22 protein-coding genes are annotated in these 24958 nt (G+C 36.0%); 12 read left to right on the forward strand and 10 right to left on the reverse strand.

All coding sequences use genetic code 11. From position 1 onward, the window contains the following. Position 1: 1 nt before the first annotated feature. A complete protein-coding gene (locus ACR1PO_RS15105) occupies positions 2-952 on the reverse strand; it encodes a bifunctional metallophosphatase/5'-nucleotidase (RefSeq protein WP_433987275.1) in 951 nt (316 codons plus the stop codon). Continuing rightward, entirely contained in the window at positions 952-1710 is a 759-nt protein-coding gene (locus ACR1PO_RS15110; RefSeq protein WP_433987276.1) for a 5'-nucleotidase C-terminal domain-containing protein, read from the reverse strand. The genes ACR1PO_RS15105 and ACR1PO_RS15110 overlap by 1 nt, the downstream gene beginning before the upstream one ends. A 105-nt stretch (positions 1711-1815) precedes the next feature. Here ACR1PO_RS15110 and dapA point away from each other — a divergent pair, with 105 nt between their 5' ends. The 4 genes from dapA (at position 1816) to ACR1PO_RS15130 (ending at position 4628) form a co-directional block, all read left to right on the forward strand. Next, complete coding sequence (gene dapA / locus ACR1PO_RS15115) at positions 1816-2688, forward strand: 4-hydroxy-tetrahydrodipicolinate synthase (protein WP_332386237.1); 873 nt, start codon at positions 1816-1818, stop codon at positions 2686-2688. Positions 2689-2807: 119 nt separating this feature from the next. Further along, positions 2808-3311 (forward strand): GNAT family N-acetyltransferase, encoded by a 504-nt coding sequence (locus ACR1PO_RS15120; RefSeq protein ID WP_332386236.1) that lies wholly within the window; start codon positions 2808-2810, stop codon positions 3309-3311. 296 nt (positions 3312-3607) lie between these two features. Next, on the forward strand, positions 3608-4189 hold the full coding sequence (locus ACR1PO_RS15125; protein WP_433987277.1) for a helix-turn-helix domain-containing protein: 582 nt from the start codon (positions 3608-3610) through the stop codon (positions 4187-4189). Beyond that, positions 4182-4628: a response regulator gene (locus tag ACR1PO_RS15130; protein WP_433987278.1), complete on the forward strand. Its 447-nt coding sequence runs from the start codon at positions 4182-4184 to the stop codon at positions 4626-4628. The genes ACR1PO_RS15125 and ACR1PO_RS15130 overlap by 8 nt, the downstream gene beginning before the upstream one ends. Positions 4629-5233: 605 nt before the next feature. Here ACR1PO_RS15130 and recG read toward each other — a convergent pair. The 6 genes from recG to ACR1PO_RS15160 form a co-directional block, all read right to left on the reverse strand. After that, positions 5234-7321 carry an ATP-dependent DNA helicase RecG gene (gene recG, locus ACR1PO_RS15135; RefSeq protein WP_433987279.1) on the reverse strand — a complete coding sequence of 696 codons (2088 nt, stop codon included), beginning with the start codon at positions 7319-7321 and terminating at the stop codon, positions 5234-5236. A 153-nt stretch (positions 7322-7474) separates the two neighbouring features. After that, positions 7475-8008 carry a thioredoxin family protein gene (locus ACR1PO_RS15140; RefSeq protein ID WP_433987280.1) on the reverse strand — a complete coding sequence of 178 codons (534 nt, stop codon included), beginning with the start codon at positions 8006-8008 and terminating at the stop codon, positions 7475-7477. Positions 8009-8049: 41 nt separating this feature from the next. Beyond that, positions 8050-9561, reverse strand: coding sequence for a peptide MFS transporter (locus ACR1PO_RS15145; protein ID WP_433987281.1), 1512 nt, complete (start codon positions 9559-9561; stop codon positions 8050-8052). A gap of 19 nt (positions 9562-9580) precedes the next feature. After that, the gene (locus ACR1PO_RS15150) at positions 9581-10576 is read right to left on the reverse strand and encodes a PDDEXK nuclease domain-containing protein (protein WP_332386233.1); all 996 of its coding nucleotides are present in this window, start codon (positions 10574-10576) and stop codon (positions 9581-9583) included. Between the two features lie 58 nt (positions 10577-10634). Further along, positions 10635-12389, reverse strand: coding sequence for a peptide MFS transporter (locus ACR1PO_RS15155; RefSeq protein WP_332386232.1), 1755 nt, complete (start codon positions 12387-12389; stop codon positions 10635-10637). A gap of 132 nt (positions 12390-12521) precedes the next feature. Then, entirely contained in the window at positions 12522-14177 is a 1656-nt protein-coding gene (locus ACR1PO_RS15160) for a peptide MFS transporter (protein ID WP_332386231.1), read from the reverse strand. A 267-nt stretch (positions 14178-14444) separates the two neighbouring features. Between ACR1PO_RS15160 and ACR1PO_RS15165 the strand changes: the two genes are divergently transcribed. The 3 genes from ACR1PO_RS15165 (at position 14445) to ACR1PO_RS15175 (ending at position 16102) form a co-directional block, all read left to right on the forward strand. Then, positions 14445-14627, forward strand: a complete 183-nt coding sequence (locus ACR1PO_RS15165) for a bacteriocin-like protein (RefSeq protein ID WP_433987282.1) — start codon at positions 14445-14447, stop codon at positions 14625-14627. A 387-nt stretch (positions 14628-15014) separates the two neighbouring features. After that, positions 15015-15161 (forward strand): bacteriocin-like protein, encoded by a 147-nt coding sequence (locus tag ACR1PO_RS15170; RefSeq protein WP_433987283.1) that lies wholly within the window; start codon positions 15015-15017, stop codon positions 15159-15161. Positions 15162-15295: 134 nt separating this feature from the next. Continuing rightward, positions 15296-16102 carry a GLPGLI family protein gene (locus tag ACR1PO_RS15175; RefSeq protein WP_433987284.1) on the forward strand — a complete coding sequence of 269 codons (807 nt, stop codon included), beginning with the start codon at positions 15296-15298 and terminating at the stop codon, positions 16100-16102. 126 nt (positions 16103-16228) lie between these two features. Here ACR1PO_RS15175 and ACR1PO_RS15180 read toward each other — a convergent pair whose 3' ends face one another. Beyond that, positions 16229-18358 (reverse strand): S9 family peptidase, encoded by a 2130-nt coding sequence (locus ACR1PO_RS15180; RefSeq protein WP_433987285.1) that lies wholly within the window; start codon positions 18356-18358, stop codon positions 16229-16231. A 120-nt stretch (positions 18359-18478) separates the two neighbouring features. Between ACR1PO_RS15180 and ACR1PO_RS15185 the strand changes: the two genes are divergently transcribed. Then, a complete protein-coding gene (locus tag ACR1PO_RS15185) occupies positions 18479-18952 on the forward strand; it encodes a hypothetical protein (protein WP_433987286.1) in 474 nt (157 codons plus the stop codon). Positions 18953-18964: 12 nt separating this feature from the next. Then, positions 18965-19153: a DUF6496 domain-containing protein gene (locus tag ACR1PO_RS15190; protein ID WP_002984739.1), complete on the forward strand. Its 189-nt coding sequence runs from the start codon at positions 18965-18967 to the stop codon at positions 19151-19153. Between the two features lie 95 nt (positions 19154-19248). On the opposite strand, the gene glgP is transcribed toward ACR1PO_RS15190, so the two are convergent. Then, positions 19249-20916: an alpha-glucan family phosphorylase gene (gene glgP, locus ACR1PO_RS15195; protein ID WP_433987287.1), complete on the reverse strand. Its 1668-nt coding sequence runs from the start codon at positions 20914-20916 to the stop codon at positions 19249-19251. 204 nt (positions 20917-21120) lie between these two features. On the opposite strand from glgP, the gene ACR1PO_RS15200 reads away from it, so the two are divergent. From ACR1PO_RS15200 to ACR1PO_RS15210, 3 genes are all read left to right on the forward strand, one after another. Next, positions 21121-21918 carry a hypothetical protein gene (locus ACR1PO_RS15200; protein WP_002984735.1) on the forward strand — a complete coding sequence of 266 codons (798 nt, stop codon included), beginning with the start codon at positions 21121-21123 and terminating at the stop codon, positions 21916-21918. A 197-nt stretch (positions 21919-22115) separates the two neighbouring features. Continuing rightward, positions 22116-24218, forward strand: a complete 2103-nt coding sequence (locus ACR1PO_RS15205) for an FIDD domain-containing protein (protein WP_433987288.1) — start codon at positions 22116-22118, stop codon at positions 24216-24218. Positions 24219-24301: 83 nt separating this feature from the next. Further along, positions 24302-24892: a DUF1572 domain-containing protein gene (locus ACR1PO_RS15210; RefSeq protein ID WP_433987289.1), complete on the forward strand. Its 591-nt coding sequence runs from the start codon at positions 24302-24304 to the stop codon at positions 24890-24892. Positions 24893-24958 lie beyond the last annotated feature (66 nt).

Here is a 24958-nt window from a genome sequence, read left to right on the forward strand (position 1 = left end):
ATTATGCGGTTATGCTGCTATCTATTACCTGATTGTTCCAGGAAATATGCTGTACGTTTTTGTTTGTATCAAAATAAAAATCTATTCTGCCCAAAAGAAGACCTGCCCATCCCACCTGGTTAACAAGTACATTTTTGCCCTGTCTGTTGGTAAAGGATTGAGGTTCCGGTAAGAATGTATGCGTATGGCCTCCCAGGATAATATCAATATTTTCTGTGTTAGCCGCTAAAATTTTATCACTTATTTTGTCCGGTTCGTCTCTGTAATCGTAGCCGATGTGCGAAAGACAAATCACCAGGTCACACTTCTGCTCTTTTTTCAGGAAATTTGAATAATGCTGGGCTACATCAATCGGATTGGAATAAGCGGTTTCTCCATACTGTTTTTTACCTACCAGTCCATCCAGTTGAATTCCCACCCCGAAAATTCCCACTTTGATTCCGTTCTTGTTGAATATCTGATAAGGGGAAGTTTTCCCATCCAGAACAGTATTCTTAAAATCATAATTGGAACAGATAAAAGGGAATTTCGCATTCGGAAGCACTTTTAAAAATCCGTCAAGGCCATTATCGAAATCATGATTTCCCATAGTGGATGCATCATATTTCATCATGGACATTAATTTGAATTCCAGTTCTCCTCCAAAGAAATTAAAATAAGGAGTTCCCTGGAAAATATCTCCTGAATCAAGAAGAAGCACATTGCTTTCCTGATTTCTGATTTGCTGAATTAAGCTCGCCCTTCTGGCAAAGCCTCCCTGATTAGGGTTTTTTGTATAGCTTGAGTCAAAAGGCTCTATTCTGCTATGCTGATCGTTGGTATGAAGAATAGTCAGTTTATTTGCGGATTTTACATCAAGAATTTTTAATTCTTCCGCCATCATCATATTGGGAGCTAAAGCCATTGCTAAAGATCCGCCTCCTATTGCTTTTAAAAAACTTTTTCTATCCATTATTTTTTCCCGATAAAATTTAAACGAACATCCGAATTGACGACAACTTCAGGAGATCTTTTAAAATAATCAATAAATAAATCTCTCATTTTAATTCCTGTAGCAATGGATTCTCCTTTGGCAAAGAATTTCATATTGTCTCCTCCCAGCGCAAGATAGTCTGAAGTGGCAATATAATAATCTTTAGCCGGATCTACTGTTTTGCCGTTGATTAACGATTTGATTACCTGTCCGTTCTTTGTTTCAATATATAAATGAGAAACAGGGTTGTTGACCTGCGTTTTTGCATAATACTCAAAAAGTCCCTGTAAATCTGCTCCTTTCATTTTTACAATCACCACTTCATTTTCGAAAGGCATTACCTCAAATACATTTTTCAGTAAAATATCTCCTTTACCGATTGTGGTGCGGATTCCTCCGATATTGATCAGCGCAGCGTCTACGTTTTGCTTAAGATGAGCTTTAATCCATTCATTACCTCCTTCAAACGTATAGTCAGCTAAAAGATTTCCCAGATTGCTGTTATCGCCCTGCTTGGTAAGATCTACACTGGTGTGGGAGATCTTCTGGTTCATCTCTTTATCCAGTTTCTGCTTGTAGGGCTCAATAAATTTTACAAACTCCTCATCATTTTTTAGCTCATTATTAATAGAAATATTTTTCTGGGTCTTTACATTCACAAGCTGCGGCGCAGAGGCTGTTTTGCATGCAGTAAGGGACGCCAGGGCAATTCCTAATAACAAGAATTTATTTTTCATAATCTTTTAGTATATGCAAATATAACTATATGTATAATAAAACATTATTATTTATTACAAATTCTTACTGTAAATGATTAAATTTGGCAAAAATAATTCTAACAGATGAGCATTTTAAAAGGAGTAGGTGTTGCATTGGTAACACCCTTTAATGAAGATTTATCCGTTGACTTCGACAGTTTAACAAAACTGGTTGATTATAATGTCGAAAACGGAACCAATTATTTAGTAGTATTGGGAACTACGGCAGAAGCCGCAACGCTTTCTGCAGAGGAGAAGAAACAGGTAATTGAGCATATCATTAAGGTGAATAATAAACGTCTTCCTTTGGTTTTAGGAATTGGCGGCAACAATACTCTTGAGGTCAAGAAACAGATTGAGGAAGCTGATCTTTCTGCATTTGAAGCAGTACTTTCAGTGTCCCCATATTACAATAAACCCAATCAGGAAGGTCTTTATCAGCATTATAAAGCTTTGGCCTCTACAGGGAAAAATATTATCATTTATAATGTCCCTTCAAGAACAGGGCAGAATATAGAAGCGGATACGACAATTCGCCTTGCAAAAGAATTCCCTAATTTATTTTTAATTAAGGAAGCGGCACCGAATATTTTACAGTATTTTGATATTCTCAGAAAGAAACCTGAAGGATTTTCTTTAGTATCCGGAGACGATGAGTATACCTTGCCTGTAACATTAGCAGGTGGAGACGGAGTGATTTCTGTAATCGCACAGGCGTATCCTAAAGAATTCTCAACGATGGTACAGCTGGCTTTTGAAGGGAAAGTAAAAGAAGCTTATGAAATCCACAACAAGCTGGTTGATATTACCCGCTTGATTTTTGCTGAAGGAAACCCTTGCGGTATTAAAGTAATTCTTGCAGAGAAAGGAATCATTAAAAACTATCTGAGACTTCCTTTGGTAAAGGCATCAGAAGGGCTTCATGCAAAAATTAAGGCTGAAATGGCAACTATTTAATAAAGAAGCCGGCAAAATGAATTTTGACCCTGTTAAAAATTCATCAACTGTCATTCAATAATACAAAGGTGGAAAGTCTAGGCTTTTCACTTTTTTTAATCACCATAATATAATCAATCATGAAATTAAGACAGGCAACAGCCGCAGATATTCCTTTGATTCAGGATCTTGCACAAAGATCATGGGAAAATGCATATGCAGACATTCTTTCGAAGGAGCAAATGAAGTTTATGCTTTCCGAAATGTATTCTGAACCTGAGATTCTGAGTCACCTTCAAAACCCACATTATCATTATTATCTTATTCAGGATGAGCTTCATGACAGCTATGAAGGTTTTATCGGGTATGAGCATAATTATGATGAAAATACAACCAAACTGCACCGTATTTATCTGGTTCCCGAAAGTAAAGGGAAAGGATTTGGGAAAGCTGCGCTTCAGTTTCTGAATGAGAAAGTTTCTGAAAACGGAAACAACAGGATAATTCTGAATGTTAACAAATATAATTCTGCCAGAAACTTTTACGAATCCCAGGGATACAGGGTTTATGATGAAGGGGTTTTTGATATCGGGAACGGTTTTGTAATGGATGATTATCTGATGGAATTCCTAATTCACAATTGATTGACTTAAAATTTTGTAACTTTATCCTGTAATTCTATAACAAGTGAGTTCTTTTTTTGATTCATCTTTGTTTCAGAACCAAATCACTTACAACAATACATTCATATGCTTGGTTTTGAGCTGACTCAGCTTTTTATCAGTATATTTTTTTCATCCTTAGTGTTTAAATTCCTGTATTCAACAATACAGGAGTTTTTTCGTATATAAAACAAAATTTAAAAATGTACGCCTATTTCACTTTTAAATGAAATAATTTGCTATATTTACTAAATAAAATTGGCTTTATATATACTAGGATGAAAATGTATGTTAAATTTGATTTCAATGCCCTCTGCAAAAAGGTATTGGACGAAAAACTTAAAGAACACGGGCTGAAGTACAGGCTGCTGAACTTCGGCGAGGTGGAATTCTATGAGCCCCTGACCCAGGAACAGCACAATCTTTTTAAGAAAAACCTTGAAGATTATGGGATTGAGATCATAGAAAGCCAAAAAACCGCTCTTGTACAGAAAATAAAAGATGTTATAGTGGAACTTGTCTTTTCTGATGAAATTATTCCCGTAAAAGCATCTATCTATATTTCTGAGAAACTAAACCACAGTTACGGATATCTTTCCAATCTGTTTTCAGAGGTTGCCTATACCTCTATTGAGAATTTTATTATTCTGCAAAAGATAGAGCATGCAAAAGCATTAATCATAAGAAATAAGCAGAGCCTCACAGAAATTGCCCATAAACTGAATTATTCCAGTGTGGCACATTTGAGTACCCAATTTAAAAATACAACAGGAATTACTCCATCTCAGTTCCAAAAGATTATTGGCAGACGAAGAAGAGTACAGAGCACGGCAATAAACCCTAAAATGCAGTATGAATAAAGAATTTCTGAACGTAATAGTAGCAGATAACGATGAAAACACCTTGATTTTTTTTAAAAGTATTTTGAAAGAGTTGAAAATCTCTATAAAAGTTCAATGCTTCAATAACGGTAAAAATCTGATGGAATACCTGAATAATGACGATGCGGTAGTTCCTGAGATTGTTTTTATAAACTATGCAATTCCCGGAAAAGACAGCATGGAATGTCTGGAAGAAATTGATTCGAATTCAAAATTCAATAATATGGTGACTGCGATTTTTTCTGAACCGATTCCTGAAAATGAAATTGAAGATATTTTTGTAAAAGGAGCCAATATTTTTATGAAAAAACCGGACTGTTTTGAGAAACTGAAAAAGGTGCTTACAGAAATTATTACGATCAATTGGCAATATCATACTTCAGGATTGAATAAGGATAATTTTATACTGAAAGTATGATGAATAAAGGATATGTTAATTTAATATGAACAAATTTAAAATCGTATTTAATGCATACTATTCACAAATAGGTGAAAATTTTATAACTAATCATTAAAATAATATAAAAAGGATCTGAATTAATATACTGACATTTGTAAAAGTAAACTCAGACACAAATTTCATTATAAAGTGGAAGATACAGATGAATGAAGAGTAATTGTTTCTATAACAAAATTATATAAATCACGATGTTAGTAACAAAATGAATTATAATAATTTTCCAATTTTAAAGCACAGAAGATCTTTAAACAAAACGGTACAATCATGAAAACTCAATAAGTAGTTGGAGGTATTTTTATTCGTTTCATTCCCTCATCTCCATCGAAACACAGTTAGTTTTTATAATAAGCAAGTTGGAAAAAATAATTCATTTTGTTTTTTTATAATTTATTTTAATAGTTGTGGCTTTGACTCCATCATTATTATATAAATATTTTCACACCACATCACAAAATATTAAGTCTAAACTATTAAAATAAATTTTTTACAGAGAGCAAAAAGTAATTTCTTCTAAATAACAGTTTTATAAGGGGGCCGCAGGAAAATCTTTTTCTGCGGTTTTTTTATGATATTTTACTCCACTTATTTTTTCCTTTATAATATCTGATGTAATAATTTTTGATGATCTGATTATCAGTTCTGGATAGCATGGGATCCGCTTCCAGTATTTTTTCCACCGTATTTTTTGTTGTTTTAATGATCGCTGAATCATGAATGAGATCTAATCTTTTGAAATCCACCACGCCACTTTGCTGGGTACCCAGTATATCCCCCGGACCGCGCAGCTGCATATCCACTTCAGAGATTTTGAACCCATCATTGGTCTCAGTCATAGTCTTGATACGCGTTCTGCTTTCTTTTGATAATTTATCGGAAGTCATCAGGATACAGTAACTCTGTTCTGCCCCTCTTCCTACACGTCCTCTGAGCTGGTGAAGCTGTGAAAGCCCGAACCTTTCTGAGCTTTCGATCACCATTACGGAAGCATTGGGAACGTTTACTCCTACTTCAATAACCGTTGTAGCAACCATTATCTCAGCTTTTCCTGAAGCAAAATAAGCCATGGCAGCATCTTTTTCATCCGGTTTCATTTTTCCGTGAAGCATCGTGACATTGTATTCGGAGAAATAATCCATGACATGCTCCAAACCTTCCATCAGGTTTTTATAATCCAGGGTTTCGGATTCTTCAATCAGAGGATATACAAAATAAACCTGTCTGCCTTTTTTAATTTCATCTTTACAGAAATTATAGACATACAGCCTGTCTTTTTCACGTCTGTGAGCTGTAATAATGGGTTTTCTTCCCACTGGCATCTCATCAATCACAGAAACATCAAGATCAGAATAAAAACTCATGGCCAGGGTTCTTGGAATAGGAGTGGCTGTCATCACCAGAATATGAGGCGGAATCTTATTTTTAGCCCAAAGTTTTGCCCTTTGAGCAACACCGAATCTATGCTGCTCATCGATAATGGCTAATCCAAGATTTTTAAATTTAACCTTATCCTCTAAAACAGCATGGGTTCCGACTAAAATTGAAAGCGCACCATTTTCCAGTTCTTCATGGATAATTCTTCTTTCTGCGGCCTTGGTAGAGCCTGTAAGAAGGCGGATATTGATTCCTGTTTTTTCCAGCAGTTCCTTAATTCCATTATAATGCTGCTGGGCAAGAATTTCAGTTGGAGCCATCAGACAGCTCTGAAAGCCGTTGTCCATTGCAATAAGCATGGTAAGAAGTGCCACCATTGTTTTTCCTGATCCTACATCTCCCTGTAAAAGCCTGCTCATCTGGATCGGCCTTTTCATATCCATCCGGATTTCCTTTAAAACTCTTTTTTGTGCGTTGGTAAGATCAAAAGGAAGGTGATTTTCATAAAAGTCATTAAAATGATCTCCGATAATAGGAAAAGGATTACCATGAGACTGTGTTTTATGATGAAGTTTCTTTAAGCCGTATCCTAGCTGAAAGAAAAATGATTCTTCAAATTTCAATCTGTAATCCGCTTTATCAAAATGTTCCTGGTCTTTTGGGAAATGAACATTCAGGAAAGCATGCTGTCTGGACATGAATTTGAATGTCTTCATCAGATATTCCGGAAAATTTTCCTCGATAAGACCCGGAATCTCTCTGCAGATATTTCTTAAAGCATTCTGAAAAAATCTTTGGTTTAATCCTCTTTTTGTCAGTTTTTCAGAGCTTGGGTATATCGGTTTCAGGCGGGTGTCACCTTCTTTTTTTTCTTCAGCCTCTATTTCCGGATGCGGCATGGAAAACTGGCGGTTGAAAACATTGATCTTTCCGAAAATATAAACCTCCTTGTTGATCGGAAGCTGTTCTTTCAGCCACTTGGAATACTGAAACCAAACCAGATCCATACTGCCGGTATCATCATTGAACTTTGCAGATAATCTCTTGGTTTTACCCGTCTGGATTTCCTGCACCTGAGTGATTTTTCCTTTCAGCTGTATTTCCTGACTGCTTTCCTCCTGAAGCTGGGATATTTTATAAATTTTACTTTTATCCAGATAGCGGATAGGATAGAAGTTCAGCATATCTTCTACGGTAGACAGGCCCAACACGTTTTTAATGAGTTTGGCTCTCTCCGGACCTATTCCTTTTACGTATTCTATGGAAGTTTCTAAAGTCATTTTTTGATTTGTAATCTGGTTTCAACATCTCCAGATCTATATGAAAAACAAAGGTCCGAATTTCGGTAAAATAAAAAAGACTTCCAAAAAAATTGAAAGTCTGTATAATGAATTTTTAGAATTGGACCCGAAAAAGCCGGTTTAAATTCTGAATTAATCTTTGATTTTAGATTTGAACTTTTTCTGGTAGTCCTCCCATTGTTCCCTGGTCTTAATCTTTTTGAATACATCTTTTGAGATCAGTTCCAGATAAGGCTCCAGTTCTTTGGCAGACAATTCTCCCTGAAGAATAGTGATAGGATCTCCATGTTCATCCAGAAATACGGTGCTTGGAACAGCGCCTACATTCATGTATTGTGTAAACTCATGCAGAGAATTTCTTCCTTTTTTATGTTCGGTATTTGGGTTGGAAAATGTTCTTCCAAAAATCTCAATACTCTTTTTTTCTTCTGCGTTGAACTTTACAGGATAGTAATTCTCATTCAGATTCTGTGCAATTACTGAATGCCCGTATGTTTTCTTATCCATAATCTTGCAGGGACCACACCAGTCTGCATAAAAATCAATAAGTATCTTTTTGGGATTTTCTTTCTGAGCTTTTAAAGCTTCCTCAATGGTCATCCACTTTACCTGGGCAAAGTGAAAATTTAATAGAAGTAAGAGAATTATGCTTAAAATTTTCTTCATATTGTGATATTTAGGTAAAAATAAGCATAATTACTTATTTTCTATTTTACATCCTGCATTAATTTTTTCACGTACGGAGATATCAAAATTAATACCACTCCGGCAATTACCGCATACAATCCCAATTGTTTATATCCATCAGTATAAGTGATCAAAGCATCATAGTTGCTGGAACCTCCTTTTGATGTAGCAAGGCTGGCTCCGATAATCCCTGCAACATACTGTCCATACGCTGAAGCAAGGAACCACATTCCCATCATCATTCCCTGAAGATTCTTGGTAGAAAGCTTTGTCATGATAGATAACCCGATAGGAGAAAGGCATAATTCTCCAAGGGTAATGATTAATAATGCCAGCGTGAAGAAGTTCAATGAAGTAATCCCCTGAAGATCTGCAAATAGTCTGGTTGCAAATAAGACATAATATCCTAATCCCAGGAAAATAAATCCTAATCCGAATTTGATAATAGTGTTAGGCTCAATCTTTCTTTTGTTCAGCCAGATCCAAAGGAGACCTACAAGCGGAGCAAGGAAAATAATGAAGAATGCTCCCCCTGAGTTATTAACGCCATTAGGATCTAGTCCGAAAAGGTCTTTGTTCAGGTTCTTGGCGGCAAAAATGCTTAAAGAGCCACCACTTTGCTCGTAAATTCCCCAGAATATGATGGAGAAAATAATGAAAACCAAAGCAGCCCAAAGCTTTTTACGTTCAGAAGCTGTTACTTTAGACATTTCATAGAATAAATAGATTAAGGTCAGTGGTCCGATTGTCCACATAAAATAATCCGTATATTCTGTTTTAGCAACCATTGTCATAATGATAGGCACAAAAACCAGTGACAGTACATATACGCCATATTCTTTCCATTTTGGTATTGGAGCTGTTTTTGTTTCTGCTAAAGGGTGCCCCGGCTGTAACCCGATAGTACCTAATGTTCTTTGTGTAAATACAAAGTTAATTAAGCTTACTACCATTACGATTGAAGCCAGTCCAAAAGCAATATGCCATCTCATTTCTTCTGCAATAATATTGCTTAAAAATTCTCCTTTACCAATAGCAATGCATAAATAACCACCCAGCAATGCGCCAAGGTTAATCCCTGCATAAAAAAGTGAAAAACCTGCATCAGCTCTTGAATCATTGGGTTTATAAAGCTGCCCCACCATTGAAGAAATATTAGGTTTGAAGAAACCTGTTCCTACTACGGTGAAAGCTATTCCCAGGAAAAAGAATTTATGGGGATCGGTAGCAAGAATTAAACTTCCTACGATCATCAGAAGACCTCCCCAGAACAGGGACTTTCTGAATCCTAAAATTTTATCGGCAAAAAGGCCTCCTACAAAGGTAAAGGCATATACGAATGCTTGTGTGGCACCATATTGAAGGTTGGCTTCTTTTTCATGGAAATTAAGCTGTGAGATCATGAAGAAGACCAGCATTCCACGCATTCCGTAGAAACAGAAGCGTTCCCACATTTCAGAGAAAAACAGGCTCCAGATCTGTCTGGGATATTTTCCTTTGAAATTTTGTATTTCATCTAAAGTTAAGCTCATAATGATATATGATTAAGTTCTAATTAGGGTTTTTATTTTCCTGATCCAGCTCAAAACGGATTCTGTCCTGGTCAATAATTTGTTTTAATTCTTCTTCTTTTGGGAGGTACAGCAGGTATTTGCTGGCAAATAAATTGTTTTTATCATTCAAAACGGAATATTTTACAATAGTCTCATCCTTTTCTGAGCATAGTAAGATTCCGATGGTTGGGTTATCTCCTTCACCGCGTTTCAGATCATCATACATTCTTACATACATATCAATCTGTCCAATATCCTGATGAGAGAGTTCTCCGGTTTTCAGATCAATGATGACAAAGCATTTTAAGATGTAATTATAGAAGACAAGATCGATGTAGAAGTCCGATGTATCCGTAGAAATATGTTGTTGTCTCGCTACGAAAGCAAACCCTTTTCCAAATTCAAGTAAAAATTTTTGAATATGATCAATAATAGCTGTTTCAATTTCCTTTTCAGAGAATTGTTCATCAGCTTTTAAGCCAAGGAATTCAAAAATATAAGGATCTTTTAAAACACTGTGAATACTTTCTGATGAAGATTTTTTATGTTCTAAAACGCGTTCGTAAGCCAGAGAATTGATTTGTCTTTTGAGATCTCTTACATTCCAGTTGTTTTGTACTGCTTCATTCAGGTAATAATGTCTTTTGTCTTTATTATCCTGGGCTGAAAGCAGCCTGTAATGGGACCAGCTCAATTGTTGAGACAATGTGTCAACAATTGGAAACGCTGTGTAAAACTTTCGCATATTAGACAAGTTCGTATAATCAAACCCTTTTCCAAATTCTAAGGTAAGCTTCTGAGAAAGTTTTTTTAGCGTATACTTTCCGTATTCTGCACGTTCTTTTCCCTGCTGTTCATCTTCAACAATAAGTTTTCCAATCTGCCAGTAGGTAAGCAGTAGAGTAGAGTTCGCTATCCGAAAAACTTTTTCGCGCGACTGCCTAATGATTTCCTTTACGGATTGGAATAAAGAATCTTCGGAAATTTCCATCATACGAAAATAAAAAAAACCTCTGACTTGGCAGAGGTTTTATAATATTTTGTTGATACAATTAGTTTACGCCGTGCATCATTTTCTTTAAGATAGGTGAAATTAAACCTAGAATTACAGCAGCAATACCACAAAGTACTACGAATACCATGAAGAATTCAAATAAGTTATGGATTTCGAATCCTACAAAAGTAGGGTTGTGTAATGGTAATTGAGCTTTATCGAAAGCAGCTACCTGATCCGCTGTAAGGGTTACTTTTTTATCTAAAACATCCTGTAGATTAATACCCATTTCTTCAGCTTTCTTGAATTTATCACCTGTTGCAGGGATAAGTGCTCCTAATGAACCTGCCAATGCATAACCTGCAGCGTTAGAAATAAAGAAAACACCGTACAGTAATGAAGCAAATCTTTTTGGTGCCAGTTTACCAACCAATGATAAACCTATCGGGGAAAGACAAAGCTCACCACATGTCTGGATGAAATATAGTAACATTAACCATTTGATGGCTAATAAACCTGAGTTTCCAAGGTCTTTTACGTTATGAGCAATAATGAAATAAGAAAGAGCGATCAATGCCAGTCCCATTGCTTGCTTGAATGGAGATACCGGTTCTTTTCCTTTAGCTCTTAATTTATCCCAGATTAAACTGAAAGGAACAGCCAGAATAACAACGAAGATTCCGTTGAAGATCTGAACCATTGAAGGCGGCATATTCCATCCGAAAATATTTCTGTCAGTTTGGTTATCTGCGATAAATGTTAATGAAGATCCTGCCTGTTCAAACGCAGCCCAGAAGAAAATAATAAAGAAAGATACAATATAGATTACCCAAATTCTCTGTCTTTCCACCTTATTTTCAGCAGAAGACATAATTAGGAAGGCAAGTGAAATACCGGCTGAATAGATGAACGGATAAATGATTCCTTTGATCAGTTGTCCCATTTCTACAGAATTGAATCCAAACTCACCTACAAGAAGGTATCTGAATACAAAGAATAAAATCACAAATATTCCTCCTGTGATTCCTAAAGCCTGCCCAGAGAATTTGGCAGTCTGTGTTTCTCCTTCTTCAAAGTCAGCACTTGTATTATTTTTTGGCAATCCCCCGATAGGTCTTCCCTCCGGAGTTACCACATATTTATTTTTAAGGATAAAGAATGTCACCGTTCCGATAACCATTGCAATAGAAGCCGCTAAGAATCCCCATTTGAAAGCAAAGATATCTCTTACTCCTGTTGCTGCATCTTTTACGTCTCCTACGTATGGACAGATGAACTGCCCCAGGAATGCTCCGATGTTGATCCCCATATAGAAAATAGTGAAGGCAGAATCCAGCTTGGACTTTTCCTGTTTTGGATAAAGGCTTCCTACCATTGAGGAGATATTCGGTTTGAAGAATCCGTTACCAAAAATGATCACGAATAATGCCAGCCACATGATAAGCTTAGCACTGCCAATATCTGCTGAGAAAGTAGAGGCACTGATGAATAATAGGAACTGGCCGATAGCCATTAACGATCCACCAATGATGATAGCGTATCTGTTTCCGATATATTTATCAGCAATAAATCCTCCCAAAAGAGGGGTTAAATAACATAAAGCTAGAAATCCACCATAGATGATCGCTGCATCAGCTTCTTTTATTAATAAGGAATTTACCATGAAGAGCGTCAAAAGTGCTCTCATCCCATAAAAGTTGAAACGCTCCCACATTTCTGTTCCGAAAAGAACCCATAATCCTTTAGGATGCCTGGAATTCTTATTCTCTACAAATTCATCCGGTTTCGGACTCAATGCTTCAATATTATCCATTTCTATTGTTAATTTTTGTTAAGACTGACAAATATAGTTTATTTTGGGTTTTTGGCAAGGTTTTAATTTTATTTTTAAATAAAAAAGCTGCGGAGGACTTCCGCAGCTTGCTAATTTGTATAATATCAAGGATTAATGTCCTTTTTCCTTCATAATTTTGTTCAGTCTTTTCAGCATGGAAAGCCCTAAAAGTGTAGCAAATATTAACAAAGCGAAGTTCACAAGGAAATAATTCGTCTTATTTTCATAATTGTACCATGTGCTTGCCAGAATTCCTGAGAGCTTGTTTCCAACGGAGTTGGCCAGGAAGAAACCTCCCATCATCAGGGCTGTAATTCTTGCAGGAGAAAGCTTGGAAACGAAAGAAAGTCCCATTGGAGAAAGACAGAGCTCACCAACGGTGATTACTCCATAGCTGGCAACCAGCCATAACGGAGATACTTTTACAGCACCATTGTCTCCCGCCATTACTGCTAAAACCATCACCAGACAGGAAAGTCCGGAAATAAAAAGTCCTAAAACAATTTTGGTAGGCGTTAAAGGTTCTTTTCCTTTCCTTCTCAGTAATGCCCAGAATCCTACAATAACTGGCGTCAAAGCAATAACCCAGAACGGATTGATAGACTGGAACAATTCTGTATTGTATAAATAGACTTTATTTTCAGGGTTTTTCTCAAGAGCAGCACGCTGTTCAGGAGATATGTTTTTAAAATAAACATCTTTTCCCATTTCCTTTTTAGTCTCTCCGTTATCATCTTTCTGAGAGCGGAACTGATTATCATATACAGGAGTTTCTTTGTCTTTATAGCTTTTCCCATCTACCATATAGATACCTTCCAATGGCTTTTCAAGAGAGGCCGGAACACTTCTGTCCGTATAATAATTGGCCCATCTTGTTAAGGCTGTACCGTTTTGTTTGAAAACAGCCCAGAAGAACATACTGATCAGAAATACGGAAAGCAATGCGCCGATAGATGCTTTTTCATCAGGTTTCGCTTTAAAGTAAAGGGAAGCATAAAAGTAAATAACAGGGATACATGCAAAAATAAAGGCATCCGTACTGTCACTCCCGAAAATATTATCAGGAATAAACCAGCCTATTGCTCCGGCAATAATAGCAGGAACAAATACTTTGATCAGAATTTCTGAAAGCTTGGTATCACCTTCCTGCACAGGCTTCATCTGTGCTGCGTGGATATAATGTTTTCTTCCGACTGTAAATATAACCATCCCGATAAGCATCCCTACTCCGGCAGTGATAAAAGCTTCACCCCAACCGAATTTATTACGCATGAAAGCCGCAATAATATTACAGATAAATGCCCCGATATTGATTCCCATGTAGAAAATATTATACCCGGAATCTTTATTGGCTTTATAGGGTTCTTCAGAATAAAGGTTTCCTAAGAGTGTTGAAATGGTAGGCTTAAAGAAACCGTTTCCGATAATAATTAACGCCAGAGAGGTATAAAATAAAGGCAAATCCTTAAAAACACCCATTCCTATATATCCTGCAGCCATTAAAAAACCTCCGAGATAAATAGATTTAATATACCCTAACACTCTGTCTGCCAGGAATCCTCCGATGAATGGTGTCAGATAGGTTAAGGCAATATAAGTTCCGAAAATGTCATCAGCAGTTTTATCCGGAAGTCCAAGTCCGCCTTTCATACCCGTAGGCTCAATAACATACAGAACAAAGATTCCAAGAATCAGGTAGTACCCGAAACGCTCCCACATTTCTGTAAAAAACAGATAAGGCAGCCCTTTAGGATGTTTAGTCTTCATATAATCAATTTTCAAATTTCCCAAAAATAGGTTTTTAATTTTAATTGATAAAATAAATAATACATTCACAAATGATAAATGAAATGAATGCAAAATTTTAATTCAAAACGAAGTTTTACATTAATGAAATTAATTTGTACAACCTGTATTTATTTGATAATTAACGATTTACTTGTGTGGTTTAATCGGAATAATTCTTTTTTGTGTTCTTTTTTTTCTACATTTATATATCGTCAATAATGACACATAATCATTTAAAAAAACATTATGAAGAAATTAAAAAAACTTTCGAGGAAAGATTTGAAAATTATTAAAGGAGAGGCTGCAGGAGATGGTAGCAGTGGAGTGTATTATAAATGCTGCTTTAAAATCATCGATATATGCAGTGAATGTAGATATACAAGTTCTACACCTTTATGTGAAAGCAGGGCTTACCCAGTAGTTTGTTAAATAAATGAGTTTTTCTTAACAAAAAAAGAAACGTTTAATCATCTTATGGAATTGGATAAGCTGTAAAAATATCCTTTCTATACAAAGAACACCCTTTCAAATTATTGAAAGGGTGTTCTTTGTATCATAGTAAATCTTTCCAATTGTTTTCTTAGAAAAGTTTGTAGGAGGAGTATAAGAATAAAATGAATAATACTTTGCAAAACGATGGCTGAAATACATATAAAAATTAAATACATGGTATTAGTTAAAGAATTTTGTATAGATGTACACAATATGTATCAGGAGACAATTTAAAATTACACAAAATATGCAAGCCGATTTCTTTATGATAAACGGTTTGTTTCCTAGTTTCGAGATGTCAATATTGACACATAAACATTTATTATGAAGAAATTAAAAAAGATTTCGAGAGAAAAGTTAAAAAGTGTCCAAGGAGGTCTAAAAGATTTTTGTCAGCCGGGAGCTGGTGATATATGTGCACAATGGGGTCTGGATGTGGTTTTCATTATACGGTCCAAAACGGACAAGTAGTTGAATCACTAACTCATAATGCTTGTATGTAAACTTAAAAAGTTATTTTATATGAGATGCAGTAATGCATCTCATATTGTTCCTGTGCTTTAATATTTTCATTGAGTTTGTTGAACAAGGACTTAATATTTACTATGAAAAAATTATTATTTATTTTACTTTTTCTTTCAAATATTTTATCTGCACAACTTATTTCGTTTGTTTACGAAATTAAGCATAAGCCAAATCCGGATAAAGAAATTTTTGAAACCGGCAACTATTATCTTGATATAATCGGAGGGCAGTCTGCTTTCCGGTCAAAAAAAGAAAGGTATGCTGATTCATTAATGTTGAAAAACGGATATTGGGAAGGCGGACCAAAAACTTCACTTAATCAGCTTTATATTATTAAGAATTTAATAAATAAAAGTATCATCAAATGTATAACAACTCTATCAATGCATGATTTATATAACATCACTATAAATGATAAGCTAAGTTGGGAGATTCTGCCCGAAAGAATGAAATTGGGAGATATGGAATGTCAGAAAGCCACAGTAAAGTATGGTGAAAGAAATTGGATAGCATGGTTCAGTCATAGCATACCCCTACCGGAAGGACCTTATATATTTCATGGATTGCCAGGATTGATCATAAAAATTTCTGATGATAAAAATGATTATGATTTTAGTTTGATAAAGACTATAAATATTGATAAAAATAAAACGTTTTATTTGAGAAAGGGAAAAGAAATAACCTGGGAAACCTATGAAAAGATACAACGGGATTATTATTCGGATCCGTTTACAGAAATCAAGGCAAGAAATATAAAGTATAAAGTAACTGATGAAAAAGGATATCCGGTGGAAATAAGTTTAAAACAGATGACGGAAAGTATTCAAAAACGAATAAGGGAAAACAATAATCCAATTGAACTCAACCATAAAGTCAATTATAATTAAACAGGCTTTAAATGTTTTAAAACTACCTGAATATAAAAAATGCACTCAGCTGAGTGCACTTTTATTCCCTTACTTGATTATATAACCCTTTTTTCTACAATTTTAAAAGGTATTTATAGTATTTTATTATAAGTTATTCAAAATAAAATCCGTCATTTTCTGATACAGCTGTGGTCTTGTCTGTCCACCATAAATTCCGTGGTTTTTATCCGGATAAGCCATGAAATCAAATTGTTTTTTATTTTGAATCAAAGCTTCAGAAAACTCCATTGAGTTCTGGAAGTGAACATTATCATCAGCAGTTCCGTGGATTAACAGGAATTTTCCTTTCAACAGATTCGCATATTCTGTAGGAGAGTTTTTATCATATCCATCAGGATTTTCCTGAGGCGTTCTCATAAATCTTTCCGTGTATACTGAGTCATAATATCTCCAGTTGGTTACCGGTGCTACAGCAATTCCCATCTTGAAAACATCTGCTCCTTTCGTCATGGCCAGACTGGTCATATACCCACCAAAGCTCCATCCGAACATTCCGATTCTGCTTTTGTCAATATAAGACTGGTTTCCGAACCACTTTGCTGCAGTGATCTGGTCTTCAATCTCATATTTTCCTAAGTTCATATAAGTTACTTTCTTATATTTTGCTCCTTTGTAACCCGTTCCACGCCCGTCTACACAAGCTACAATATATCCTTTTTGTACAAGGTGATTGAACCACATTGCATTGCCATTATCCCAGGAGTTCGCCACCTGCTGAGATCCCGGTCCGGAATACTGGAACATAAATAAAGGATACTTTTTATTTGGATCAAAGTTCTTAGGCTTCATGATCCAGGCATTCATCTGATCACCAACAGCATTGGGGATCGTGATGAATTCTTTTTCAACAAAATTATCAGCTTTTAACTTCTGTAGCTGTTCGTTGTTGTTCTGAAGTTCTTTCACTGTCTTTCCATTACCATCCTTTAAAACATAAGTATAAGGTCTTGAGGCAGTGGAAGAGGTTTCAATAAAATAATTATAGTTTTTGCTGAAATTGGCAGAGTTGTTTCCTTCCGCATTGGAGATCAGCTGAGCTTTTCCGTTTTCGATATTTACTTTGGAAATTACCTTATTAATGCTTCCTTTCTCGGTCGTCTGAACGTAAATTTCTTTAGATTTTGGATTAAATCCATAATAATCGGTTACTTCCCAGTTTCCTTTTGTAATCTGCTTTTTAAGCTTGCCGTCTTTGTCATACCAGTAAAGATGGCGGTTTCCGTCTCTTTCAGAAGCCCAGAGGAATGAATCGTCTTCAAGGAATTCCAGAGTAGGGCTGTCTGTGTCGATCCATTTTTCATCCGTTTCAGTAAACAACTTCTGAACAGCTCCTGTTTTGGTATTTACTTTTAAAATGTCTGAAGCATTCTGGATTCTTTCGGAAGTAATTAAAACGATTTCATCCGGTTTTGCTGTCTGGAAGACATTCGGAATATAATAGTTTTTGAAAGAACTTAAGTTCAGCTGCATTGTTTTTCCGTTGTCAAGACGATATAGCTGTGCAGAAACTACAGAGTTTTTCTCGCCTGCTTTCGGATACTTATAGCGCATTTCAGTCGGATAAAGGGTTTTTCCATAGATCGGGATATAGATTTCCGGAACCTGGCTTTCATCAGACTTTACAAATACAATCGCATCAGAATTCTTGGTCCACTCGTATTGTCTTGCGTGTCCGAATTCTTCTTCATACACCCAGTCTGCCAGACCATTCAGGATTGAATTCTTTTTACCATCGGTAGTAATCTGTGTGATTTTCCCTGAACCAAGATCCTGATAGAAAAGATTATTGTCAGAAATAAAGGCTACTTTCGTTGCATCAGGCGAGAATGTAGGTTCCTGAACCGGCTTTCCTTCATTCAAGCTGATTACTTTCCCGGATTTTAAATCTTTAACATCAAATTTTCCAAGGAAAGAATGCCTGTAAATAGGCTGGCTTCCCAGCTGTAAAAGGATTTTAGATTCATCATCAGAAAAAATATAGCTTTCAAACTTTCCATCTACAAGATTTCCTTCTTTTTGTGAAGTTTTGTAAGAATATTTTGCAATTCCTGATGGTTCAATAACAAGATAGTTTTCCCCGTTTTTCATGGAAGAGATTCCTGCAATCCCCTTTCCACGGTAATATCCTGAATAAATTTTATCTAAAGTGATTTCCTGCGCCGATACATTTTGAAATACTGCCGCCACAGTAAGAGTTAAGAGTAGTTTTTTCATTTCTAACATTAATGGATTTCAAAGATAATAATTTTATTAAATGTGTAAAAAAGCTTTTCAAATAAGCTTTTTGGCAAAAAAATTGAATATCATTAACTATAATCAAATCAAATAATAATTATGGAAACGAATGCATACAACCAGAAACTGAACCGTTATGTAATGAATGATCAGATCGTTTATACAGGTTTTTCCAGTTTTAATGACGCAGAGGAATGCGCCCGTAAAAAAGGAGGAACATTGGTGGAAGTCGTATTCAGAGACGGGAATGATAATCCCGAAATCAATGATGAAGCGGGTTTGATAGAAAAAAAACTTCATTACTATGTGTATGCAGGCGATGAATATAAATTTATCCATTCCTCAGACCCGGGATTCAGAAAATATGCGGATGAACTGCAGAAAATTAAAGCAAAACAACAGCAGTCTCCGCCGGATGAAAGGTATTTAGCCAATTTTGAAATTGAAAATGCGGAAGACCCGATCATTGTGATCAAGAATGATCATTTTGAGTCGGTAACATCGAGAGAGCGTTCAAAATATTTGAAACATGCCTGTGTTTATGAATTAGGGGTATCCCTGCCAAAATCTTAAAAAAATCTTATCATGAGCAAGACTAAGTATTCAGAAAAAGCTCAGGACAAAGTAGGAAAAGTTATGCACGAATTCAAGGAAGGAAAACTGAAATCTTCTTCCGGAAAGAAAGTGACAAGCAGAAAACAAGCCGTAGCCATCGGTATTTCTGAAGCGAGGGAAAAAGGCCTTAAAGTGCCTTCTAAGAAAAAAAGTAAATAAACTCAATAAAAAACCCGGAAAATTTTTCCGGGTTTTTTATTGAATGGCAAAATATCAAATATGTTATTCGTTTTTAGCTATTCTGCCTTTTTATTTTACCAGTCCGCTTTAGTATATAGTACTTTGTAATATTCATCCGCCATCCTGTCGCTGTTGAAATGATCTTTTACATCATTCATCGCATTGTGCTGGATTTTTCTCCATTCGTCAGGTCGGTCATAATAGGTAGGAAGTATTTCGTTTTCCAGGATTTCATACAACTTGTTTAAATCGTAATTGTCCTGCTCATAGATACTCATATTCAGATAATCTGCTTTGGGAACTACAAAAGAGTTTTCTCCATGTTTTGCGAATTCCGGGATCCAGCCGTCATCTGTGGATAAATTAACAGAGCCGTTCATTGCAGCCGTCATTCCCGAAGTTCCTGAAGCTTCCCTTGGAACCCTTGGGTTATTAAGCCACACATCAGAACCCTGTTTCAGAGATTTGCTTAAAGAAAGTTCATAACCTGTAAGAACAGCAATATTCTTATGGTTTTTACTTTCTTCAACCAGCGTATTGAACGTAGAAATGGCAGAGTAGTCCATTGGATAGGGCTTTCCTGCCCAGATGATCTGTACCGGATATTTTGGGTTATTCAGGAGTCTGTAGAATCTTTCTTTATCATGTAAAAGAAGCTCTGCTCTTTTATAACCGGCAAATCTTCTCGCCCAGACAATGGTAAAGACATTAGGATTAAATAAGTTCCCTGTCTGATCTGCGACAATGCTGAACAGCTTTTTCTTTAAATACTTTTTACGGAAGTCAAAAGCAGTTGCATCATTTTCATCTTTTGCATTGTATAAAGGTTTATCGGACCAGTATTTAAACTCCTGGGCATTTGTAATAGAGGTAATTTCGCAGATTCCAGGGTATTTATTCCACATTGCTCTGGATACTACACCATGAAGCTGGGAAACCCCATTGGCCATTCTTGCCATTCTTAATGCGCAGAGAGAATGATTGAAACGGTCATCATCAGATCCTTCAATCTTTTTCACTTCTTCCATGCTGTATCCTGAAAAATAAGACATATCATAACATAACCTGAAGCTATGCTTTTCATTACCTGCTTCTTCCGGGGTATGGGTTGTGAAAACCAGTTTTTCCTTAACTTTATTAAGATCTCCGTTATATTTTCTTAAAAGATAAAAAGCTGCAGGCAGTCCGTGAGCTTCATTCAGGTGATAAACGTCTCTTTCAATATTCATTTCATCCAGTAACTTGGCTCCGCCTTTTCCTAATAAAATATATTGTGCAAGCTTTGTGGATTCATTGGCATCATATAATTTGTGGCAGATTGTTTTGGAAACGTGGTCATTTTCCGGAACATCCGTAGAAAGGAAAAACATGGGTGCCGTATTGAAAATTTCAGGGTCCAGATACCATACCTTTACCCAAACCGGAGCACTGTGGATTTCGATTTGAAATTTGATTCCGGTGTCTTCAAGAAAGCTGTACATCTTTCTTGTCCATACCGGCTGTAAGGTCTGATCGTGATTTCTCGCCTGGTCATAATAACCGAACTTCCATAAGATCCCGATGCCAATAAGATCCTGCTTAAGATTGTAAGCGCTTCTCATGTGAGATCCTGCCAGAAAGCCAAGCCCTCCCGAATATATCTTCAGTACCTGCTCAAGAGCAAACTCCATTGAGAAATAAACAGTTTTTTTGGAATATTGAGGATTGATATTGTAGGGTATTCTGAAATTCCTAAAATCCATAAATGTAGGTTTGTGTTTAAAAAAGCAAAGGTATAAATAATGAAAATAAACTTTACATTAATTAATAGATAAATTAATGTAAAAACTAAGCATTGAATTGTTTTTTTACTTATCTTTAAGAGTGTAAATTTTTGATTATCAAAAACTTTTAATGATGAAAGCCAATGGCTGCATGTGTTCTTTAATTAAATAAAAAAATCACACATGAAAAAGACATTTTCTGATGAAGATCTGATCAAGAATCTGAGTTTATATTACCTGAACAGGCATTTGAAAAAAAAGCCCATAGAAAAGTATCATCGTACCATAGACGAATCTCCGCTGCATGACCGTGAAAAATACAGAAAGAAATCTGAGATTCTTCTTCTCAACTCTTTCATGCACCACTTCCCCGAAGTGAAATTTGAAAACCTTACCTGCGAGAGCCCGGACTTTATCGCAAAATTAAACGACAAAAAAATCGGAATAGAACTTACTGAAGTCATCAACCATCTGGAAATGAAAAAAGTGGAAAGCACTTTGAATAAAATGTTCCGTCAGGCAGAAATATTATTAGAACAGGAAGACACTACGAAATATCGTGGTGTTTATTTTTTAGAATTCCATCCGGCAACCAAATTTGATAACCTGGAAGTACAGCAGGAAAACATTATCAGTATTTACAAAAGCATAAAAAAAAATAAACCCGTAGGCTGCGTAAAAAGTCTGAGAAAATCTTTCCATCGCAGGAATGTTTTTATCACCCATGAGTACAGCATGAACCTGTTTGATGAGCTCTGTTCGGAAAAGATTCTGGAACTCATTGAAAAAAAGAACGAAAAATTTCCTTATTATGACACTTCTGTGGATGAATGCTGGCTGGTTATTGTTTCAGACATGAATTCCATTGCTTCACGATATACTTTTATTCAGGACAAAGAACATCTGAAGGAAGTGAAAAGTCCTTTCCACAAAATATTCCACCTTGAAAATCTTTGTGGAAATATTACAAGTATCAAGTAAAGTGAGTGTTTTTATATGTTTAGTTATTTTGTGTTTTAATTGAAAATAATATAAATAATTTTAAATTATTTCATTTTTTAATTTGTAATAGTTTAAAATTATTGAGATTTTATTGTTTATAATTAAAATATAGGTATATTTGGTGTGCATTGACTATCAGTGTGATGTATAACTAATATAACCATAAACATATATCTATGAGAAAAATTTTACTTTTCATACTTCTATGCCTCTCTCATACTTTCTATGCCCAGGCCGATTGTGCTACTGCACTTTCCGTTTGCGGAAACTCAAATATCACTTACAGTCCTACAGGATATGGTAATATAAAAGAATTGGTCAACTCGGGAAGCTGTATAGACTTTACCGGAGAGCACAACTCAATATGGTATAAAATCACCATTGCTACAGGAGGAACACTCACTTTCGACCTCGTCCCGAACAATCCTGATGCCGATTATGACTGGGCCATTTTTGGTCCTAATGTAACCTGTGGAAGCTTAGGTTCACCAATACGTTGTAATGCTGCAACGGTTATCGGGCCTGGCCCTGCTACAGGCCTGAACATGACAAGCACACTTCTAAGTGCCGCAGGAGGCTCACTGACTCCTTATTGCAAGTATCTTGATGTTTTGCCGGGACAGACTTATTATTTGTTTATTGATAACTGGGTAAGCAGCACCAGTTCTACCACGGCTCCGTTTTCTTTAACATGGGGCGGAACTGCAACACTGGCTTCACCGTTCACGGATCCAAGCATCCAGACCCAGCCATTTAATCCTCCCGGAATTCCGGCAGCCAATCCTGCTGACCCGAGAGAAGTGGTAATATGTTCTCCTACAGCTTTATTTGATTTTTCTACATTATCCTCAGGAATTCTTAACGGGAATCAAAACTTTGGGGTAAGTTACCATGTGAGCCAGAATGATGCCTTAACAGGGAATAATCCGATTACAACCCCTGTCACTGTCAATACAACCACTGTTTATTATTACAGTATCAGTTATACCGACCCTACAAATGCTTCTAATCCGCTTAATAAGTGTAAGCAGGTAGGAACATTTAAATTCAAAAATGGAGCTATAACAGTTAAAAATGTAACATTGACCGAGTGTAACAATAATAATGCAGGCACAGCTTTATTTGATCTGACTACAGCTGACGTTATCGCAAACCCGAATGTCACCAAAAAATATTATCATACGATGGCAGATCTCAATGCCGGTACTAATGAGATTACCAATCCAATGGCATTTGTTTCTGCAGAAGGCGTTATCTATGTGAAGGTGATATCCGAATTCGGTTGCAGTGCTGTAGCACAGATTACCCTGAAGTTTTATCCGGTTGTGATTGTGAATGAAGCAACCTTAAGATCATGCTTCATTGAATCCAACCCATCCACGGCTTCTTTCAATCTTGTCAATGCTTCAGTAACAGGACAGACCAATCCGACAAAAAAATATTATCCTTCATTGACAGATGCTCTTAATCAAACTAATGAGATCCTGAATGCCAATAATTATATTGCACCTAACGGATTTGTATATGTAAGGGTTTCGAATGCCCAGGGATGTTACACAATTGCCAGAATTACTTTAGTCGTTATTCCACCGGTATATTCCGATAAACTTAAAGATGTGACGATTTGTGCCGAAGATCAGACAACGCTGGATGCAGGACCTGGATTCAAAAGTTATGAATGGAGTACAGGAGCTACAACTCAAACCATCAAGGCAGGGATAGGAGTATACTGGGTGAAACTTAAAACAGGAGAATGTATCACGACACAAACAGTAAAAGTACTTCCTTCCGAGCAACCGGTTGTTTCCGGTATTGATATTTCGAATAATACCATCACAGTATCTGTAATCGGAGGAACCCCGGCTTATAAATATTCAATAGATAATATCATCTGGCAGGATTCCAATGTTTTCAATAACCTTTCAAGAGGGGATCATAAAGTATATGTAAAAGATGCCTATGATTGTGATCCGATAGAAATCGGAATCGTTGTGCCTAATCTGATCAATGTAATTACTCCTAATGCAGACGGAATAAATGATGTGATCGACTATTCTGCACTGGCCAGTAAACAAAACCTGATCATGAATGTTTTTGACCGGTATGGAAATAAAATCTTCCAGGCAGACAGATCAAATGGTTATAAATGGGATGGTACCCAGGGCGGAAGAAGAGTACCTACAGGAACCTACTGGTATTCTATCACATGGAATGAAAATGATAAAAAGAATACAGCCATTAAATATACAGGCTGGGTTCTGGTGAAAAACAGAGAATAATAATAAAACAGATAGAAAAAACCACTTCAATTTGAAGTGGTTTTATTTTTAAAGTTTTTAATTTAGGTAGCAAAATAGAAAGCATGAAAGACCTGTTCATAAAACGTTTTGAATACTATAAATCACTTGGGGATAAAACCTTTGATCAGCTCACAGACGAGCAGATATTCTGGCAGTATAATGAAGAAAGTAATTCGATTGCTGTAATAGTGAAGCATATTGCCGGAAATATGCTTTCAAGATGGACTAATTTCCTTACTGAAGACGGAGAAAAATCTTATCGTAACCGTGATGATGAGTTTGTCAACTCTTTTACAACTAAAGCAGAAGTCCTTGAATATTGGGAAAAAGGCTGGACCTGTTTTTTTAATGCTCTTGATAAAATAAATAATGAGAATCTTTATTCAACAATATATATCAGAGGAGAAGGACATTCCGTGATGGATGCCGTTTTTCGTCAGCTGGCTCATTATCCGTACCATATCGGTCAGATCGTTTATATTGCTAAAATGATAAAAAATGAAGATTGGAATACACTTTCTATTGCCAGAAACCGTTCCCAACAGTTTAATACAGAAATGAAAACCAGATTTTCAAGTACAGATCAGGAAAGCAATTCATCACCTGTCTGCTTTCAAAACAGTCCTGAAGTGAGGGACGAATATAAACAATAGATTGAATCAATCTTGCATTCTTATTAAAATTACTATCTTTGCACCCATAAAATTCAGGAGTAACAA

It is taken from the genome of Chryseobacterium amylolyticum (genome assembly GCF_051011775.1).
GTDB lineage: Bacteria > Bacteroidota > Bacteroidia > Flavobacteriales > Weeksellaceae > Chryseobacterium.